Annotated in this window: 17 protein-coding genes; 14 read left to right on the top strand and 3 right to left on the bottom strand. The window is 43.5% G+C overall.

The genetic code is table 11. The features are described 5' to 3' along the window. Nucleotides 1-30: 30 nt before the first annotated feature. A complete protein-coding gene (locus AC57BQ_RS13065; protein ID WP_090468981.1) occupies nt 31-447 on the bottom strand; it encodes a putative signal transducing protein in 417 nt (138 codons plus the stop codon). Between the two features lie 156 nt (nt 448-603). Between AC57BQ_RS13065 and AC57BQ_RS13060 the strand changes: the two genes are divergently transcribed. The 4 genes from AC57BQ_RS13060 (at nt 604) to AC57BQ_RS13045 (ending at nt 3,330) form a co-directional block, all read left to right on the top strand. Next, the gene (locus AC57BQ_RS13060) at nt 604-1,551 is read left to right on the top strand and encodes a helix-turn-helix transcriptional regulator (RefSeq protein WP_496406691.1); all 948 of its coding nucleotides are present in this window, start codon (nt 604-606) and stop codon (nt 1,549-1,551) included. Nucleotides 1,552-1,783: 232 nt separating this feature from the next. Continuing rightward, nucleotides 1,784-2,260 (top strand): EVE domain-containing protein, encoded by a 477-nt coding sequence (locus AC57BQ_RS13055; protein ID WP_496406690.1) that lies wholly within the window; start codon nt 1,784-1,786, stop codon nt 2,258-2,260. Nucleotides 2,261-2,357: 97 nt separating this feature from the next. Continuing rightward, nucleotides 2,358-2,780 (top strand): SRPBCC family protein, encoded by a 423-nt coding sequence (locus AC57BQ_RS13050; protein WP_496406689.1) that lies wholly within the window; start codon nt 2,358-2,360, stop codon nt 2,778-2,780. A 94-nt stretch (nt 2,781-2,874) separates the two neighbouring features. Then, complete coding sequence (locus AC57BQ_RS13045; protein ID WP_496406688.1) at nt 2,875-3,330, top strand: GyrI-like domain-containing protein; 456 nt, start codon at nt 2,875-2,877, stop codon at nt 3,328-3,330. 182 nt (nt 3,331-3,512) lie between these two features. Here the strand turns inward: AC57BQ_RS13045 and AC57BQ_RS13040 are convergent, their stop codons facing one another. Continuing rightward, entirely contained in the window at nt 3,513-4,847 is a 1,335-nt protein-coding gene (locus AC57BQ_RS13040; protein ID WP_496406687.1) for a dihydroorotase, read from the bottom strand. A gap of 415 nt (nt 4,848-5,262) precedes the next feature. Here AC57BQ_RS13040 and AC57BQ_RS13035 point away from each other — a divergent pair, with 415 nt between their 5' ends. From AC57BQ_RS13035 to AC57BQ_RS13000, 8 genes are all read left to right on the top strand, one after another. Next, the gene (locus tag AC57BQ_RS13035) at nt 5,263-6,609 is read left to right on the top strand and encodes a DEAD/DEAH box helicase (RefSeq protein WP_076372160.1); all 1,347 of its coding nucleotides are present in this window, start codon (nt 5,263-5,265) and stop codon (nt 6,607-6,609) included. A gap of 87 nt (nt 6,610-6,696) precedes the next feature. Then, nucleotides 6,697-6,963 (top strand): hypothetical protein, encoded by a 267-nt coding sequence (locus tag AC57BQ_RS13030; RefSeq protein WP_090468967.1) that lies wholly within the window; start codon nt 6,697-6,699, stop codon nt 6,961-6,963. 85 nt (nt 6,964-7,048) lie between these two features. After that, nucleotides 7,049-7,378: a gliding motility protein GldC gene (gldC, locus tag AC57BQ_RS13025; RefSeq protein WP_076372156.1), complete on the top strand. Its 330-nt coding sequence runs from the start codon at nt 7,049-7,051 to the stop codon at nt 7,376-7,378. Between the two features lie 120 nt (nt 7,379-7,498). Beyond that, nucleotides 7,499-7,954, top strand: a complete 456-nt coding sequence (locus AC57BQ_RS13020) for a hypothetical protein (protein WP_496406686.1) — start codon at nt 7,499-7,501, stop codon at nt 7,952-7,954. A 250-nt stretch (nt 7,955-8,204) separates the two neighbouring features. Then, nucleotides 8,205-11,654, top strand: a complete 3,450-nt coding sequence (locus AC57BQ_RS13015; protein ID WP_496406685.1) for a response regulator — start codon at nt 8,205-8,207, stop codon at nt 11,652-11,654. Nucleotide 11,655: 1 nt separating this feature from the next. Beyond that, a complete protein-coding gene (locus AC57BQ_RS13010) occupies nt 11,656-12,486 on the top strand; it encodes a CheR family methyltransferase (RefSeq protein WP_496406684.1) in 831 nt (276 codons plus the stop codon). Next, nucleotides 12,476-13,066 (top strand): chemotaxis protein CheB, encoded by a 591-nt coding sequence (locus tag AC57BQ_RS13005; RefSeq protein WP_090468960.1) that lies wholly within the window; start codon nt 12,476-12,478, stop codon nt 13,064-13,066. Before AC57BQ_RS13010 ends, AC57BQ_RS13005 begins: the two co-directional genes overlap by 11 nt. Nucleotides 13,067-13,086: 20 nt before the next feature. Next, complete coding sequence (locus AC57BQ_RS13000) at nt 13,087-15,015, top strand: hybrid sensor histidine kinase/response regulator (RefSeq protein WP_496406683.1); 1,929 nt, start codon at nt 13,087-13,089, stop codon at nt 15,013-15,015. A 3-nt stretch (nt 15,016-15,018) separates the two neighbouring features. Here the strand turns inward: AC57BQ_RS13000 and AC57BQ_RS12995 are convergent, their stop codons facing one another. Beyond that, nucleotides 15,019-15,504 (bottom strand): methylated-DNA--[protein]-cysteine S-methyltransferase, encoded by a 486-nt coding sequence (locus AC57BQ_RS12995; protein ID WP_496406682.1) that lies wholly within the window; start codon nt 15,502-15,504, stop codon nt 15,019-15,021. A 393-nt stretch (nt 15,505-15,897) separates the two neighbouring features. Between AC57BQ_RS12995 and AC57BQ_RS12990 the strand changes: the two genes are divergently transcribed. Together AC57BQ_RS12990 and AC57BQ_RS12985 are read left to right on the top strand one after the other, a co-directional pair. Then, entirely contained in the window at nt 15,898-16,581 is a 684-nt protein-coding gene (locus tag AC57BQ_RS12990; RefSeq protein WP_090469355.1) for a heme exporter protein CcmB, read from the top strand. A gap of 358 nt (nt 16,582-16,939) precedes the next feature. After that, nucleotides 16,940-18,133, top strand: coding sequence for a carboxypeptidase-like regulatory domain-containing protein (locus AC57BQ_RS12985; protein ID WP_496406681.1), 1,194 nt, complete (start codon nt 16,940-16,942; stop codon nt 18,131-18,133). Nucleotides 18,134-18,255 lie beyond the last annotated feature (122 nt).

The following is an 18,255-nucleotide window of genomic DNA, read 5'->3' as shown; positions in this document are numbered from 1 at the left end:
CTCCTCGCAATGACATAAAGGGAAAGAACTTTACTCAAAATCCTGCAAACAGTTAAAACAATGCCAGGCTTTGGTATTGTAAAACGGGAAAACAGTCGAAAGGAAAACGGAAAACTTACCCGGATCTGCCGGACCGATATTGGTTGAAGCGCAAAAAGGACAGATGATCGCATTATTGGTTTCCTCATCAATTTCTATATGGTCCTGCTCGTGCAGATCGCCCTCGGTAGCCAGTATTTCGCGGCTGCGCTCCAGATCGCGTTCAAAAACTTTAAGCTTTATACCGCCAACGGCCTGGTTGTATAATGGGCCAAGGGCATTTAAGCTTTCGTCAGCAATAAAGCAGGGTATGCCGTTATCTTCCAGCTTGGTGCGCATAATGTGTGCCAGCATTACATCGTAATAGGTCTCGAGGGTTATGATCTTATCTTCAGCAGGGTTGGACATAGCGTAATTAGATGTAAGAACCAAGAGTCAAGAATCAAGACAAAGCTAAGGATGCATACTCCCTTTGAAGCGGTCTTGGTTCTTGATTCTTAACTCTTGACTCTTTTTAATGAATTATTCCATCAAAGATAGCTTGTTTTTTGCTTAATTTGATTTATGAACCGCATCGACCGTATTTCGGCAATTTTGATACAGCTACAATCGCGCAGGGTAGTAAAAGCTTCGGATATTGCAGAGCGTTTTAATATCAGTTTGCGTACGGTTTACCGCGATGTAAAAACGCTGGAAGAGGCGGGCATCCCCCTCATGGGTGAGGCCGGTGTGGGTTATTCGATTATGGACGGCTATCGTTTGCCCCCGGTAATGTTTACCCGCGAGGAAGCCACGGCCTTTTTAACCGCCGAAAAGTTTGTGGAGAAGATGACGGATACCAGTACCATGAAGCACCATCAATCGGCGATGTACAAGGTGCGGGCCATCCTCAAAACGGCTGAAAAGGATATACTGGAAAACCTTGACGGGAGCATTGAGGTGTTGAAAAACAGGTACCATAAACCGGCAGCCAATACCGATCACATCCAGACCATACTGGATAGCATAGCGCAAAAAAAGCTTTTAACGCTTGACTATTTTGCAGCCCACAGCCAGGAGGCTACCAAAAGAGATGTAGAACCGGTTGGCATTTTTTACGCGGATAGTTTTTGGCATTTAATTGCCTTTTGTCGTTTACGTAACGATTATCGTGATTTTAGGGTGGACAGGATGCGCAAGGCGGTAATAGCCGATGCTTCTTATAACCATAGCAAGCACCCTACCTTGAAGGCCTATATTGAACAAACCGCCAAAGAGAAACAGCTGGAAACGGTGTTGATCAGGGTAGATAAAGAGATAGCCCGTCATTTAGATTATCAAAAATATTACAGTGGGTTTGTATCCGACAAAGCGGTGGGTAATAAGATCGAAATGACCTTTTTAACCCGCTCTATTGAAGGCTTTGCCCGCTGGTTTATGATGTATGGCGATTGTGCCGAAATTGTGAAACCCCAGGAGCTCATCGATCAGGTTAAAACTATAGCTGCAGCCATCGTTCAAAAAAATAAATAATCCTTCCTTTTTCCCTGCTGACATAGGGTTGTCATTAGCCGGTGTTTACTTTGCTTAACCATTACAAACAGTGTGTTAAAGTCTTTAGTCGAAAGTTTTAAGTTCTGAGTTAAAAAGGAACAAATCAGACTTGTGGCTTCAGTACTTTATACACGTGTTTTTATGGTCGTGTTTTTGTGGCTTGTTACATGAAATCACTAATTCACTAAATCAATAATTCAATAACTGTATTATGAAATACTGGATAACCGTAGCTTCTAAAGATCATATAGCCCGTGGCATAGCCGGCGGCTTTATGCAGGCCAATCATGGTAAACAGGCCGCCTTAAAAAAGGTACATGCCGGTGATTGGGTGCTTTTTTATTCGCCAAAACAAAGTATGAACGGTACTGAACCTTGCAAGGCTTTTACGGCCATTGGACAGGCTGTTGGCGACGAGATCTACCAGCATAAAATGTCTGAGGATTTTATACCCTGGCGCCGCAACGTCCAATTTTACGAAAGTAACGAAGCGCCTATCATTCCCCTGATTGATGAGCTCGATTTTATCATCAACAAAAAATCATGGGGTTACCCTTTCCGCTTTGGTTTCCTGGAGATAGGTGAAAAGGATTTTGAACTGATCAAAAAGCAAATGATAACAGAAGAGCCTCACCCTGCGCTCTCCTTTGGAGTGGATTTAGGCGAGGCAATTATAAACCATAAATAAACCACATTATGAAACCATCATGAGCTAAAGTTCAGCAACCTGAATGAGTAAATAGGCTCATGATAGCTTCATTACCTTTAAAAAACAAATTACTCAAATGAAAAATCAAACATTAAGCATTAATCTAACATTTAAAGCCCCGATAACCAAAGTTTGGCAGGGACTTACTGATCCGGAAATGGTAAAAGCCTACTTTTTTGGTACTAAATTGGAGTCGACATGGAGGGTAGGGGAGCCTATTTCTTTCAGCGGCGAATGGGATGGCAAAGCTTATCACGATCATGGTACCATACTGGAGATCGACCCAGGCAAATATGTAAAGTATAATTACTGGAGCAGCATGGCCGGCACCGAAGATAAGCCCGAAAACTATGCCGATATCACTTACAGCCTGACTGAAAAAGATGGGGTAACCACCCTGGCCATTACCCAGGATAATATCAAAGACGAGGCAGCCAAGGAACATTCTGAGCAAAACTGGCGCGGCGTTTTTGATGGATTGCGAAAAATGATCGAGTAATTTTCTTATTAAATAAATAATTTATATAAACGTTATAAAAAATTGATATAAAATAAATTATGTATCAATATAACAAATAGTGATAACTTCAATTATGGATAAGATAGATGTAATAGGCTTCTTTTTGCTGGGGATCTCCACACGCACCACCAACCAGAATGGACAGGCAGCCCAGGACATTGGCGACCTGTGGTGTCGATTTATGGACGATAATATTTTACTGCAAATTGAAGATAGGGTAAGCGATGAGGTACATTGCGTTTATACCGAATATGAAACAGATCATACAGGGCCTTATACCGCTGTGCTGGGTTGTAAAGTGAATTCGCTGGATAACATTCCGGAAGGATTGGTGAGTTTGGCGGTTGCGCCAGGTACTTATGTAAAATTCACAGCTAAAAGCTGGATGCCTGATCGTGTGGCCGAAACCTGGCAATACATCTGGAACAGTAGTCTTAACCGCAAATACACCGCCGATTTTGATGTGTATGGCTGCAGTGGCTGCAATTCGGATGATGCCCGGGTTGAGATTTATGTAGCGGTGGAGTAGGTTGGCAAAAGATAAACTCATCATGTCATTGCGAGCGAAGCGCGGCAATCTCCTCGCGTTCTCATCGGATAAGAATAGCTACGAGATTGCCGCGCTTCGCTCGCAATGACATAGGTTATATGACGTGCTTTTTATGTGTTTTCCTCTACAGAAAATTCTGTAATTTGAAAATGTAAATTTTATTAATGATTAAAATTCAAACGCTTGCCAGCTTTACCTTCAGTTAAACTTCCATTGGCGTAAGCTATATTACCCGATACCAAAGTATAGGCAATTTGCGAGCGGAAAGTGGTGCCTTCAAAAGGACTCCAGCCGCAATGGTATAAAATATTGCTCTTGTTCACGTTCCAGGGTTTATTCAAATTCACCAGCACCAGGTCGGCCCAGTAGCCTTCGCGGATGAAGCCGCGCTTATCTATCCGGAAAAGGATGGCCACGTTGTGCGCCATTTTTTCGACTATTTGTTCAAGGCTTATCTTGCCGTGATGATACAGTTCTAGCATGGCCGGTAAGGCATGTTGAACCAGCGGACCGCCCGATGGCGCCTGTAGGTAGGGTTGCTCCTTTTCTTCTAAAGTATGCGGGGCATGGTCCGTCGCGATCACATCTATACGGCCATCCAACACAGCCTGTAAAACAGCGTCACGATCCTGGGCGGTTTTTACCGCGGGGTTCCATTTAATGAAGTTTCCTTTGGTTTCATAATCCGCATCGCTGAACCACAGGTGGTGCACGCAGGCCTCTGCAGTAATACGCTTATCCTGCAACGGGATCTTATTCGTAAAAAGATGTGTTTCCAGCGCGGTGGATATGTGCAGGATATGCAACCTGGTATTATGCTTTTTGGCCAGCTCTACCGCCAACGACGACGACAGGTAACAGGCTTCAGCGCTCCTGATCTTGGGGTGCAGCCTCACCGGCAGGTTTTCGCCCAACAACTGTTTGTAATGGTTCAGGTTACTTTTGATGGTGGCCTCATCTTCACAATGCACGGCTATCAGCATGGGCGATTGCGCAAACAGATTATCCAGCGTACGCGGATTATCCACCAGCATATTCCCGGTTGATGAGCCCATGAACACTTTAACACCGCACACATTGGCGGCATCGGTGCGCAGTACTTCGTCAAGATTATCATTTGATGCACCCATGAAAAAGGAGTAGTTAGCCAGCGAGTTGCGCGAGGCTATTTCATATTTATCTTCCAGTAACTGCTGCGTTAAAGTGTTAGGCACGGTGTTAGGCATTTCCATGAACGAAGTAATACCACCGGCCACGGCAGCGCGCGATTCGGAATGAATATTGGCCTTGTGGGTTAAACCCGGCTCGCGAAAGTGCACCTGGTCGTCAATACAACCGGGTAGTAGGTGTAGGCCCTCAGCGTTGATCACCTCATCGGCTGGGGTATCAATGCTTGAATCTATCCGTTCAATAAAACCATCTTTTACCAGGATATCAGTTACATATTGCCGGCCTTCGTTTACTACTGTTGCTGATTTGATGAGGATTGTTGACATATATTGATTTCGGATTTGGGATGTTCGAATTCGGATTAAATTAAGGCAAATATAGGATTTTGGGGTTTGAGACAGTAAACAAGATGTAAGAGACAAAAAGGGAGCTTAATAAAGAACGTCATTGCGAGGAGGAACGACGTAGACAACCGACCGGAGGGAGCTCATTAATACCTTTAAAAACAATTAATGCATTAATAATCCCCGATATGCAGGGCTTCTCTGTATATCGGGGATTGCCACGCTACGCTCGCAATGACGTGTGTGGAGAAGGAATCAAAGCGCCGACGAGGTGGGTCGGCTCGCCAAACCAATTTTAACGCCCGTGTCTCGCCTCTTAACTCTTGATTCTTGACTCTTATCCCCGCCTCTTGATTCTTAATTCTTGACTCTTTCCTCAAAAGCTTATCTTTGCGGCATGGCTGTAACTTTTGAAGAATTTAATTTTAACCGGCAAATATTGAACGCGATAGCTGATGCCGGTTATACCGAAGCTACGCCCATACAGCAAAAGGCCATCCCCCCGATACTGAACGGGCAGGATGTGATGGGTATTGCGCAAACCGGCACCGGTAAAACGGCGGCCTATGTGTTGCCCATCCTGATGAAACTAAAATATGCCCAGGGCGAAAATCCGCGGGCGCTGATCATTTCGCCAACACGCGAACTGGCCATGCAGATCGAGGAGAACGTAAAAACATTTGCCGCCAATACCGATTTGCGTGTGGTGGTACTTTACGGCGGATTGGGTCCCAAAACACAAATTGAGCAGATCAATAAAGGGGTTGATATTATTGTGGCTACACCAGGTCGCTTTATGGATATTTACCTGGCCGGGCATATTGTAACCAAAACCTTACAGGTGCTGGTGTTGGATGAGGCCGACAAAATGATGGACATGGGCTTTATGCCCCAGATAAACCGCATACTGGAAGTGGTGCCGGTAAAAAGGCAAAACCTGCTTTTTTCGGCTACCATGAGCGATAAGATCCATGAGCTGTCGAACAACTTCCTGGAGTACCCCACCATTATTGAGGTAACCCCGCAGGCTACACCGGCGCAAACGGTAAATCAGCATTTGTACCATGTGCCCAATAACAAAACCAAGATCAACCTGCTCAAAAAGCTACTTGACCTGGAAGGCGACATCACCAAGCTCATTATATTCTGCAAAACCCGTATCGCTGCCGAAGATGTGTATAAGTTTTTGCTGCGTAAATATGGCGAAAATGGTGTACGGGTGCTGCATGCCAACAAAGGGCAAAATACCCGCATCAACTCCATCAATTCGTTCAAGAACGATGAAGTGAAGATCCTGGTGGCAACCGATGTGGCATCGCGCGGTATTGATGTAAGTGATGTGAGCCATGTGATCAACTTTGATGTACCGGTAGTGATAGAAGATTATGTACACCGCATTGGGCGTACAGGCAGGGCCCTGCAATCGGGCGAAGCCATTACGTTCTGTGGTCCGGCTGAGGAATATTATCTCAAAAAGATCGAAAAACTGATCAAACAAAGCATACCCGTATCGGCCATTCCTGATGATGTATTTATGGAGGAAACCGGTTACGACGAAAGGCAGGAGCAGAACAAGGAGATCGATCTGCAAAAGCGTAAGGACGATCCCGACTTTAAAGGGGCCTTTCACGAAAAGAAAACCCTTAACCAGCGCAAAAAATTTGATGCCACCCGGGATAAGGCACGTTATGGTAAAGTAGGCAAAAAAAATCCGAACAGTAAATCATCCAGGAAAAAACGGTAATTGGATGGAAGGATTTTTGGATAAAGGAACAAGGACTTTTTACCAACCGGGAATGAAAACTAATAATTCACTAATTCAATAACTAAATTGAAACTTCGTATTACCCCTTTAAATTTCGCTACTACTTTTTTTATTGTGGCGGCGGTTTATATCTGGATCTATGGCGCCCACATAGCGGGTAGGCCACTGGAAACCTGGAGCACTACCATTGGCTGGATATTTTTGCTGTTTGCGGCGGTAGTGTTTTTTCTGGATCTGATATTCCGTAACTTTTTTGCCGAACTTAAAAAGCTATGGATAGTAGAGCTGTGTTTTATAGCCCTGGTAACCGTTATATTTTTATTGGTTAAATAATTACAAAAGCATTATATGCCCCTTGTTTAAAAATTAGGATACTTGCGGCCTCAAAATAATTATTGATAAAAAGAAAATTACTCTAATGAAAACTGCTGAAATAAAGCTGACCATCAGCCTTGATGATAACAATGTACCGGAAAGCATCCTGTGGGAATCGACAGATTCGCAAAACAAAGAGGCCCTGCCTGTAAAGTCAATGATGCTGGCCCTGTGGGATCAAAGCTACAAAAATACGCTGCGCATTGACCTTTGGACAAAAGATATGCCTGTAGATGAAATGAAACGCTTTTTTTACGAAACCCTGCAAACCATGGGCGACAGCTTTTTACGCGCCACCGGCGAAACCAACATTGTAGAAGACCTGCGCGACTATTGCGCCCACTTTGCCGATAAAATGGAAATAAAACAATAAGTTTAACTTTAGTAGTATAGGGTATCAAGTAGCTAGTATCAAGACTTGTTTTGGCTTAGCTTTGAAAAGCTGTCGTGATACTTGATACTAGCTACTTGATACTAAAAAAAACCTCACCTTATGCGTATCAGTTCTATTTTATCATTTTTGGGCTTTGTGCTGCTTTTTGCCGGTACTTACTGTCCTTTGCTGCGGCCGCTTGGCTTATTTAACTGGAATGTTTATCAGCTTAATCAGCCCTACGGTTTGGTATTGGCGCTGGTGGCGGTGGTTGGCGTGGCGGCATCGTTTTTAAACCAACCAAAAATCATAAAGGCAGCTTCCTGGATGGCCCTTGCCCTGGTGATACTGCTGTTATTAGCTTCTATATTCAAAGTGGAAACGGCCTTTAGTTTTATCCCCTTTAAAAAGCTCGATGCCTATTTAACCAGGCATGTACGATTTAAATGGGGCTGGTATGTGCTATTCTCAGGAGTAATATTGGCCATAGCAGGTGCGTTAAGCAGCAAACCTAAAACATACATTAAGACGGCGCCGGCCGCCAAAGATGCTGGGGAATTAGAGTCAAGAAATTAGAGTCAAGAATCGTAATAAATTAGAATTAAGAACCAAGAGTCAAGAATCAAGAAAAGCAATAATCCTGGTCCTGATTTTGATTTAAATTAGAGAAGACGTATTTAAGCAACCGACGTTTTTAATCTTGACTCTTGATTCTTAACTCTTGATTCTAATTTTCTCAATTAACTATTCCTTAAATGTTTATTAGCCTTTTAAATAATTAAAAGGTTTTTTTTAAACATATTTGTATTATAAACAAAAGGTCTGCATGTTAAAGTTTTCTTTCCGCCAGCAAGTTTTAGCCGGCTTTGTGGTATCTATTATTTTGGTTTTAGTAGTCGGGGTATTATCCTACAATAGTATCCATCAGTTTGAGGAGGATAATAAATGGGTTGACCATACTCAGAAAGTTATCCGCACATCAACAAACCTGTTACAGTTGATGATAGATGCCGAAACCGGTATGCGTGGTTATAGCTCCACAGGTAATAAAAAATTCCTCGAACCATATAATGATGCATTGCCCAGGGTAAACAGTGATTTGCAGGAGCTGAAGGGAATGATTGCAGATAACCCAATTCAGGTTAAGCGGGTCGACTCCTTAATTTCATCGGTATCTGCCCAGCTGCGTATTTTAAAAGAAAATATTGAAGCACGTGAAAGCAAGGGGCTTGATTACATGGTGCAAAACCAGATGTTTACCAACGGGAAAGCGAACATGGACGAGATACGCCAGCTCAATACCCACATTAACGATACGGAAAATAGTTTGCTTGCCGCCCGCAAAGATAGTTCGGAAACGGCTTCCACTACAGCTATCTGGGTTATTGTGGGTGGTTCGTTGATATTTCTGATCATTATCCTGATATTATTCTTCTACATACAGCGCACTTTTGATCAGCAGAAAAAAATTGAGGCCGAAATTAAAGTAGCCAATATTGAACTGGGTAAAGTACTGGCCGAAAACGAAGCCAAAAACTGGCTGCTTACCGGAACTGGGCAATTGAACGAAAAAATGCAGGGCCAGCAAAGCGAAAGGGAACTATCCGGCAATATACTTACCGAAGTTTGTACCCACACCAATGCATCTGCAGGCACATTGTACTTGTACAATGAAACGCACCAACGCTTGGAGTTATATGCTTCGTACGCTTTTCATAATCCCGATCTGATCAAGAAAACTGTTCAGCTATCCGAAGGTTGGTTGGGGCAGGTGGCACAAGATCAAAAGGCAGCTGTTGTTAAAGGAAAACTGAATGAGAAGTTCGACCTGGAATCGTCGGTGATCAAAGAAACTTTAACCGAAAACTTTATTGTTCCTTTCTTTTTTGATAAAAAGTTAAAAGGGGTAATGGAAGTAGCATACGTGGGCCAACTGCCTGCACACAGCAATGATTATATACTGGCCGTGGCCAACGATATTGGTATTGCCGTAAATACCGCCCAGGCGCGTACCATTATGCACGACCTGTTTGAGGAAACCCAGCAACAAGCCGAAGAACTGGAAGCACAACAGGAAGAAATGCGCGTTACCAACGAAGAGTTGGTGAACAAAACAGAAATGTTGCAGGCATCGGAAGAAGAACTGCGCGTGCAGCAGGAAGAGCTCCGCACCATTAATGCCGAACTGGAAGAAAAGGCAAGCCTGCTGGAAGAAAAGAACGAAGCTATTGAACAGGCCCGTGCCGCCATCAATCTTAAAGTTGATGAACTGGAAGTAACCGGAAAATACAAATCGGAGTTTTTGGCTAACATGAGCCATGAGCTGCGCACACCGCTCAACAGTATCCTGGTACTGGCCCGTATACTAAAAGATAACAAGCCACTAAACCTGTCTGAAGATCAGGTGAAATATGCCAGTGTAATATTTAATGCCGGTAACGACCTGCTTACGCTGATCAATGATATCCTTGACCTGTCGAAAATTGAGTCGGGCAAACTGGATATGCAAAATGAGGATATTAAAGTATCCGATATTTTGGGCGATATGGAAATGCTTTTTGCAGAGGTGGCCAGTAACAAAAAGATCAATTATACCACCAGTGTTAGTAAAAACCTGCCGCGAATCATATTTACCGATAAGGTACGTGTAGAACAGGTGATCAAAAACCTGCTTTCCAACGCCTTTAAATTTACATCCGAAAACGGTTCTATATCCATCACCGCCCGCCCTGGTGAAAAAGAAGCGACTATCAGTTTCGCCATTAAAGATTCGGGTATCGGTATCCCGGCCGAAAAGCAACGCATCATATTTGAAGCATTTCAACAGGCCGACGGATCAACCAGTCGCAAATATGGCGGTACGGGCTTAGGTCTTTCTATAAGCCGGGAGCTGGCTATGCTGCTTGGCGGCAGCATCAGCCTGAGCAGTGAACAGGGCGTGGGTAGCGAATTTGTGCTGACCATACCATTGAAAGCTATACAGGTAGCGCCTCATGAAGAGGAGATACTACCAACCGCACAAACCTTCAGGGCCGAAAACCCAGTTTTAGCACCGGCCGCCAAACCTGCTATCGACACTAACCGCGAACCATTGGTGGTTATTGTGGAAGATGACAAGAACTTTGCCCACATATTGCAGGATTACGCGCGCGATCATGGCTATAAATCGGTGATGGTTCATGAAGGAACTAACGCTGTTGAAACCGTGAAGGAAAATATGCCCGATGCCGTGATACTGGATATTATGCTACCGGGTAAAGATGGATGGCAGATACTGAAAGAGCTCAAACATAATGAAGCAACTATGCACATACCGGTGCATTTAATGTCGGCGGGTGATGCGGCAGCAAACCGGGTACGCAAAGAAGGCGCTATCAGCTTCCTGAAAAAACCGATCAATACCGAAACGCTGGATAAGCTTTTTGCCGATATCATGCTGCAAAGCGGTACCAAATTTAAACAGATATTATTGGTTGAAGATCATAAGGCCCAGAGCCAGGCATTGAAAGATATGATGCAGGGCCAGGGTATCACGGTTGACCAGGCCTTTGATGGCGAATCGGCCTTTAGGATGCTGCATGAAAACGAATACCAGTGCGTGATACTGGATCTGAACCTGCCCGATATATCAGGGCTCGACCTGCTGGATAAGATCAAGGAGGTGGAACGTTTCGCGTCGCTCCCGGTAATTGTGAACACAGCCATGGAGCTGGACAAAGCATCGGTTAACCGTTTGATGCAGTATGCCAACGCCATGGTGGTAAAAACCAACAAATCTGCCGACAGGTTGATTGATGAAGTGAACTTGTTCCTGAACAAGATCAGCGAATCAAACAGCGCCCAGTATGAGCAGATGCCGGCATTTACCAAAGTAAAACTGCCCTCAAAAGGCAAGGGTGCCCTGAAAGGGAAAAAAGTGCTTATTGTTGATGACGATATGCGTAATATTTTTGCACTAAGTAGCGCCCTGCAAAGTTATGACCTGATTGTGGAGATAGCCAATGATGGCGAAGAGGCCATTGCCAAGCTGGAAGAGGTGCCCAATATTAATATCGTACTGATGGATATCATGATGCCTAAGATGGATGGGTACGAGGCCACCAGGTACATCCGCAAGCAAAACAAATGGGCCAAGTTGCCTGTAATAGCTTTAACCGCGAAAGCGATGAAGGATGACCGGGAAAAGTGCATAGCGGCCGGCGCTAATGATTATATTACAAAACCGGTTGATATGGACAGGCTTATTTCATTGATGCAGTTGTGGTTAGAGAGTTAGTATGAGTGATACGTCTATTGTTATAACATCCACCCAAATAACCGAATTGATTGACCTGGTAAGAAGGGTGCACGGGTTTGATTTTTCTGGTTATACCAAAGCTTCGTTAAAAAGGCGGGTGGTTAGGATAATGCAATTGAAAAAAATGGAGTTTTATGATCTGAAACACACCCTGGTGAATGATCAGCATTTTTTTCAATACTTTTTAGAGGAAATTACGGTGAACGTTACCGAGATGTTTCGTGACCCATCGTTTTATAAAGCGCTCAATTTACAGGTAATGCCTTACCTGTCAACTTACCAGCATGCCAAAATATGGTGTGCCGGCTGTTCCACAGGCGAAGAGGTTTATTCCCTGGCCATATTACTGCGCGAGGCAGGGCTCAGCAAAAAATCATTCATTTACGGTACCGATATCAATACCGAAGTATTGAGGGAAGCCCGTAAGGGGATATACAGTTTACGCAACATAAAAAGCTATGCCGAAAATTATCAGTTTACGGGCTTAACAGGCTCCATATCAGATAATTTTACTATTTTGTATGATGCGGCATCGGTGCATAATGAGTTAAAACAGAACACCTTATTTTCGGTACATAATTTAGTATCTGATGATGTGTTTAACGAGTTTCAACTCATCAGCTGTCGCAATGTGTTTATCTATTTTGAAACGGAACTGCAGGAACGGATATTAGAATTGTTTTATAAAAGCCTGTGCCCGTTGGGTTATTTATGTTTAGGCAGTAAGGAAACCATACGGTCTGATACTTTTAAACGAAAATTCAAGGTGATTAATCACAAGGAAAATATTTATCAAAAAATTGGGACCTGATAAAAATTTACTCGAACGCTGGCGCACTACCGAATTATTGTTACTGGGTGGTTCTGCGGGCTCGTTTAAACTTTTGTTCCAGATGGTAAAGTTGCTTCCGGCCGATCTGGGTAAAACAGTGATCATTGTTATTCACCGCAAGCGGAACTTTTTCAGCGAAATAGCGAAACTTTTTGCCGAGAACAGCCACATGTCACTCCGCGAAATTGAAGATAAAGACGTTCTTGAAAAAAATACTATTTACATAGCGCCGGCCAATTACCATACCCTGATAGAAAAGGGCGGGTATTTTAGTTTGGATGTATCAGAGGCGGTCTGGTATTCAAAGCCATCAATTGATGTAACTTTCGAAAGTGCCGCTGATGTTTATAAAGAGCGCTGCATGGCCATTTTATTATCGGGCGCAAACCAGGATGGCGCCGATGGGATGCTTAAATTAAGAAACAGTGGGGCGGTTACCATAGCCCAGCATCCGGAAGATGCTGAAATGGATGAAATGCCGGGGGCTGCCATTAACAATGGGGGAGCCGGGTATATATTACATACAGATGAGATATTTAAACTTTTACATACACAGTAATTCACTTACATTAGCATCAAATGAGTCCCGTTAATATTCTTATTGTTGATGATAGAGAAGAAAATATTGTTGCGCTCGAAGCATTATTGAAGCGCGATGATATTCGTATATTCTCTACAACATCGCCAAATGAGGCCCTGAAAATTGCCTGGGACACGCATATTGCTATTGCCCTTATTGATGTGCAGATGCCCGAGATGGATGGTTTTGAGCTGGTTGAAATGCTCAAATCAAATCCGCGTACCCGGGATATCATGGTGATATTTGTGACCGCTATATCGAAAGAAGCTAAATACGCGGTAAAAGGCTTGGGCACGGGCGCTATTGATTACTTGTATAAACCCCTTGATCCCTACATAACATCGGCGAAGGTTGATTCATTTGTGCACCTGGCACGCAGCCAGGCCGAGATCAGGTTAAAGAACGAAGAATTACAGAATTTTGCCATCGTTGTAAAAAACTCTGCCGATATTATCTGTTCAGTTGATGCGCAAAACCTCCGCATCAGTAACATTAATCCGGCGGTTGAAACCATTATGAGTTTTAAATCGGTCGAATTGCTTGGCAAAAGTATCATCGATCTGGCGGTTGAAAATCAGAAGACTCTGTTTCGTAAAAAGCTGGGCGAGATCATAAAGGACAACCTGAACTTTGCCGTTTTTGAACTGCAGTTTGAAACTTTTGATAAACGGGTGATATGGGTGGAGTGCCGTGCATCCTATCATAATAAAACCATCTTTTTAAACATCAGCGATATCTCTCCGCAAAAAAGTTACCAGGAGCAGCTGATCAAGTCGAAAGAAAATGCGGAGTACAGCAAAAAGGTAAAAGAAACTTTTTTGGCCAATATGAGCCATGAATTGCGTACACCAGTTAACGGTATTATTGGCATAACCGATCTGCTGTTGCGTACCGAATTAAATGAGCAGCAAAAGAACATGCTTAATTTATTGGAGACTTCATCAAAATCGTTGCTGGGCGTTATCAACGATGTGCTGGACATATCCAAAATAGAAGCGGGCAAGTTTAACATTGTACGTACACCTAATAATATACGCGATCTCATCAAATCAGCTTTCGACCTGCTTAAATTCAGAGCTGATGAAAGCAATATCGAATTTATACTGGAGATAGAGGATAACGTGCCGCCAAACCTCATGGTTGATTCGCTGCGTTTGAACCAGATCCTGATGAACCTGTTGAGCAATGCTATCAAATTTACCGAAAGAGGGTATGTTAAGCTGAAAGTATCAGTATTGCAAAAGCATAACGATAAGGTTAAACTAAAATATAGCGTGGAAGATTCGGGCATTGGGGTTCCGGCCGACCGGCTAAGCAAAATTTTTGAATCATTTGAACAGGCCGAAGAAGATACCGTAAGTAAATATGGCGGTACCGGGCTCGGGCTAACTATTGTAAAAAAACTGGCCGAGTTAAAAGGCGGGGAGCTTACTGTGAGCAGTCAGTTAGGAAAAGGAAGTACTTTTAATTTTATAAACTGGCATACTATAGCAGCAAAACCCGTTGAAAAAATGAGCAGTAAACCCGATAAGGTCCTAAGCCCTTTTAACAATATCACCGTGTTGGTGGCCGAAGATAACATGGTGAATCAGTTTATGCTGTCGAAAATGCTCAAAGACTGGAATGTAGATGTTGAAATGGTGGATAACGGGCGCAAACTGATCGAAAAACTGAAAGCCAAAAAATACGACCTTGTTTTGATGGACACCCACATGCCCGAAATGAATGGCTATGAAACAGCCCGCACTATCCGGGTCGACTTTGAAGAACCTAAAAGGAGCATACCTATTATATCCCTTTCGGCATCTTCATTTGGGCACGAGCAGGAACAGGCGATTACTTCTGGTATGAATGATGTACTGGCAAAACCATTTCAGCCCTATCAACTACACGAAAAAATGAGCCAATTGCTAAAGACCGTGGTATAAGCGTTAAAAATCGAGCTTGGTTTGACCTATGCCCATCACTTTAGCCTCGTGTTCCAGCAACCATTTCTTGCGCCAAAGACCGCCCGCATAACCGGTAAGGCTACCATCTGAACCGATAACCCGGTGGCAGGGTACTACTATCCACAGATCATTTTTGCCATTTGCCGAAGCTATGGCCCTTATAGCCAGCGGACTATTCATCTGGTTTGATTGCTGGGCATAGCTTATGGTACGCCCATACTTTATTTGCAATAACTCATCCCATACCTGTTGCTGAAAAGGTGTACCCGCTTGTTTCAAGGGCAGGTCAAATTCCTTACGCTCGCCTTTAAAATATTCATCTAACTGATCGATGGCCATTTGCAGCAATGGGGTAGGTGCCGGTGTAATTTCATACTCCTCATCCCGCGCCGATATGGAAGCGATAAAACCATCTTCTTCAATAATACGGGTTATGCCAAGCGGGGTATTACAATAAGCAACGGGCATGAATTTTATTTTTACAGGTTGATAATGGACTGCCGGCGGCAATGTGATTTATTCTTCAAATTTAATGCAAACGACGGAATTGAGCAAATGCATGCGTCAAGACGATCTCATAAAAATCACGTCATTGCGATTGTAGATACGCTTCGTATTCCCTATATGTCATTGCGAGCGTAGCGTGGCAATCTCCTCGCGTTCTCATGGATTAGAATAGCTACGAGATTATTAATGTTGTATTTGTTTTTAACGGTATTAATGAGCTCCCTTTGGTCGGTTGTCTTCGTCGTTCCTCCTCGCAATGACATGAAGAGAAAAAACGCAGCACGCTCCACCCGGCAAAACCATTGAACCAATAAACCTAATGAACAAATGAACCAAATAATTACCTTTGACGCCATGAAACTCGTTAACGAAACCTGGCATCTGTTAAAAAAAGAAATTTTGCTCGAATGGCGATCAAAATATGCTTTTAATGGTGTTTTGTTATACGTGGTATCAACCGTATTTATTTGCTACATCTCCTTTAACCTTACCCCGGGTTTTAGCGGCAGCAATGGTTACAAAGTAGTATGGAATGTGCTGTTCTGGATCATTATGCTGTTTGCTTCGGTTAATGCTATAGCCAAAAGTTTTATGCAGGAGAGCAAGAGCCGATTGCTTTATTATTATTCCATAGCCAGTCCACAGGCCATTATCCTGTCCAAGACCATATACAATGTTATGCTGATGTCTTTACTAAGCATACTCGCCTTATTGGTATATATGGTGTTTTTTACCAATACCCTCGGCGATCCGCTGTTTTACTTTTTAACGGTGCTGCTGGGTAGCCTAAGTTTCTCAACCGTGTTCACCATGATATCGGCCATCGCCTCCAAAGCGGGTAATAATGGTACACTGATGGCTATCCTGAGCTTCCCGGTTATCATACCGGTGATCCTGGTGCTTATCCGCCTGAGTAAAAACGCAATGGATGGGATTGACAGGAGCCTGAGCCTGGGCAACATAGGCGTTTTGTTCGCCATCAACGCCATCGTGATCACCACCGCGCTTTTGCTTTTTCCTTACTTGTGGCGCGATTGAGTGCTTATAGAGTCGAGAGATAAGAATCAGGAATCAAGAGAAAATAGAGCAAACAGGAGAGTGTATTATATTTTCCCGTTTAAAAAGAACTAAAAACCATGTCATTGCGAGGAGGAACGACGAAGCAATCTCATCATGTTCAATTCAAGTAAGCATGATGCGGAAGTACAATGAGGAGATTGCCACGCTGCGCTCGCAATAACATGTTTTTCAAGTATTGGAACAGATGTGAGAGTTGTTATCATATCAACATCCATTGTAACTTTCTTGTATCAATAAATAAATGCCTGCAATTTCATCAAGCGTTCATAAAAAAAGTGTTTTTTAGTACCTTGGAAAAAAATTGTATCCCTTGTTAATGCGGCCTTATTGGATTATCCTTCTTTTTATAGTATCCCCGTTTATAGCAGTAGCTCAAAATACTACTATTACCGGTACGGTTGTTAATGCCAATGGCAAAAATTCGGTAACCAGGGCCAGTGTGTTCTTAAGCAACGCTACCTATGGCACGGTAACATCCGACGATGGCTCATTTACGCTTGGTGGTGTTAAACCCGGCCAGTACGAGTTGGTGGTTACTACCGTTGGCTATGAAGACTATTCGCAAACTATACAGGTGAGCGGCGCCCCGCTGAAACTCAATATTGAACTTGCCCAAAAGGTACTGATGTTGCGCGAAGTAGTAGTGAGCAGCGCGGCCGACTGGAAAAAGAATTATGAACAGTTTAGGCGTGAATTTATTGGCACTACCGAGAATTCCAAACTTTGCCGGGTGGTTAATCCGCATATCCTCAACCTCATTTATCATCGTAACAAGCAGCAGTTGGAAGCCTCTGGCGATGAGTTCCTGGTGGTAGAGAACCACGCGCTGGGATATCGTACCAAATTCCTGCTCAAAAACTTTTTGAGCGATGCTATTGAACATACCATACAATACGCAGGCAAAGCCCTTTTTGAAGAGCTGCCCGGATCGGCAGAGCAAAAAAAGATCTGGAAACAGAAACGTGAGTTGGCTTATTATGGTTCGGCACAGCATTTTTACCGGTCGTTATATAAAGATAAACTGAAAGAAGAAGGCTTTGAAGCGCATGACTTTACACGCATGCTAAACCGGGAGCGCCCGGACGAAGCTCTGATCCTGCAAAAGATCAAAAGATACAGGGATATCGCCCCTAACCGCGACTCGCTGGTCAATTGGTACAGGATCAATAACCTCACCAAATGGAACCGGGAGAATCTGGTTCGCGTTCCTTACCAATCTATCGAAATATTGCGTAAAACACAGGAAAAAGGTATATACGCTGTTGTTTTTCCGCATCTGTTATACGTAGTGTACACCAAAAAAGAAGAAACTACGGAGTTTAGAGATGTTTACCGTCCGCTGGATATGGGCAACTATGAAACCAGCATTGTAAGCCTTACCGGTGTTAGTTATATTTTGTTTGATATGAACGGCATCGTGGTATCAAACCCAAGCCCGCTTTACGAAGGTACCTGGTCCAAAGCCAAGCTGGCCGATCTGCTGCCCGTGGATTACGAGCCGGGGGACTGATCAGATCATTGAGTCATTTACTTTGTTGTCATTTTTAAAGAACGATTAAAAAGCAAGATTTCACTATTCAATGATCTAATGACACAAAGCACAATGACTTAATGACTGTGAAACAAATGACC

Source organism: Mucilaginibacter sp. BGA-UO-ETr-C110 (assembly GCF_059567985.1).
The sequence above is the reverse complement of the archived record's forward strand: the minus strand, read 5'-3'. Positions and strand labels throughout refer to the sequence as shown.

Bases quoted from the DNA above. Each gene is read 5' to 3' on its own strand.
- gldC (WP_076372156.1), top strand. From the start codon at position 7,049: ATGAAAACTGCTGAAATAAAGCTGACCATCAGCCTTGATGATAACAAT.
- AC57BQ_RS12995 (WP_496406682.1), bottom strand. From the start codon at position 15,504: ATGCCCGTTGCTTATTGTAATACCCCGCTTGGCATAACCCGTATTATT.
- AC57BQ_RS13000 (WP_496406683.1), top strand. From the start codon at position 13,087: ATGAGTCCCGTTAATATTCTTATTGTTGATGATAGAGAAGAAAATATT.
- AC57BQ_RS12990 (WP_090469355.1), top strand. From the start codon at position 15,898: ATGAAACTCGTTAACGAAACCTGGCATCTGTTAAAAAAAGAAATTTTG.
- AC57BQ_RS13015 (WP_496406685.1), top strand. From the start codon at position 8,205: ATGTTAAAGTTTTCTTTCCGCCAGCAAGTTTTAGCCGGCTTTGTGGTA.
- AC57BQ_RS13040 (WP_496406687.1), bottom strand. From the start codon at position 4,847: ATGTCAACAATCCTCATCAAATCAGCAACAGTAGTAAACGAAGGCCGG.
- AC57BQ_RS13020 (WP_496406686.1), top strand. From the start codon at position 7,499: ATGCGTATCAGTTCTATTTTATCATTTTTGGGCTTTGTGCTGCTTTTT.
- AC57BQ_RS13060 (WP_496406691.1), top strand. From the start codon at position 604: ATGAACCGCATCGACCGTATTTCGGCAATTTTGATACAGCTACAATCG.
- AC57BQ_RS13045 (WP_496406688.1), top strand. From the start codon at position 2,875: ATGGATAAGATAGATGTAATAGGCTTCTTTTTGCTGGGGATCTCCACA.
- AC57BQ_RS13035 (WP_076372160.1), top strand. From the start codon at position 5,263: ATGGCTGTAACTTTTGAAGAATTTAATTTTAACCGGCAAATATTGAAC.
- AC57BQ_RS13055 (WP_496406690.1), top strand. From the start codon at position 1,784: ATGAAATACTGGATAACCGTAGCTTCTAAAGATCATATAGCCCGTGGC.
- AC57BQ_RS13065 (WP_090468981.1), bottom strand. From the start codon at position 447: ATGTCCAACCCTGCTGAAGATAAGATCATAACCCTCGAGACCTATTAC.
- AC57BQ_RS13050 (WP_496406689.1), top strand. From the start codon at position 2,358: ATGAAAAATCAAACATTAAGCATTAATCTAACATTTAAAGCCCCGATA.
- AC57BQ_RS13010 (WP_496406684.1), top strand. From the start codon at position 11,656: ATGAGTGATACGTCTATTGTTATAACATCCACCCAAATAACCGAATTG.
- AC57BQ_RS12985 (WP_496406681.1), top strand. From the start codon at position 16,940: ATGCGGCCTTATTGGATTATCCTTCTTTTTATAGTATCCCCGTTTATA.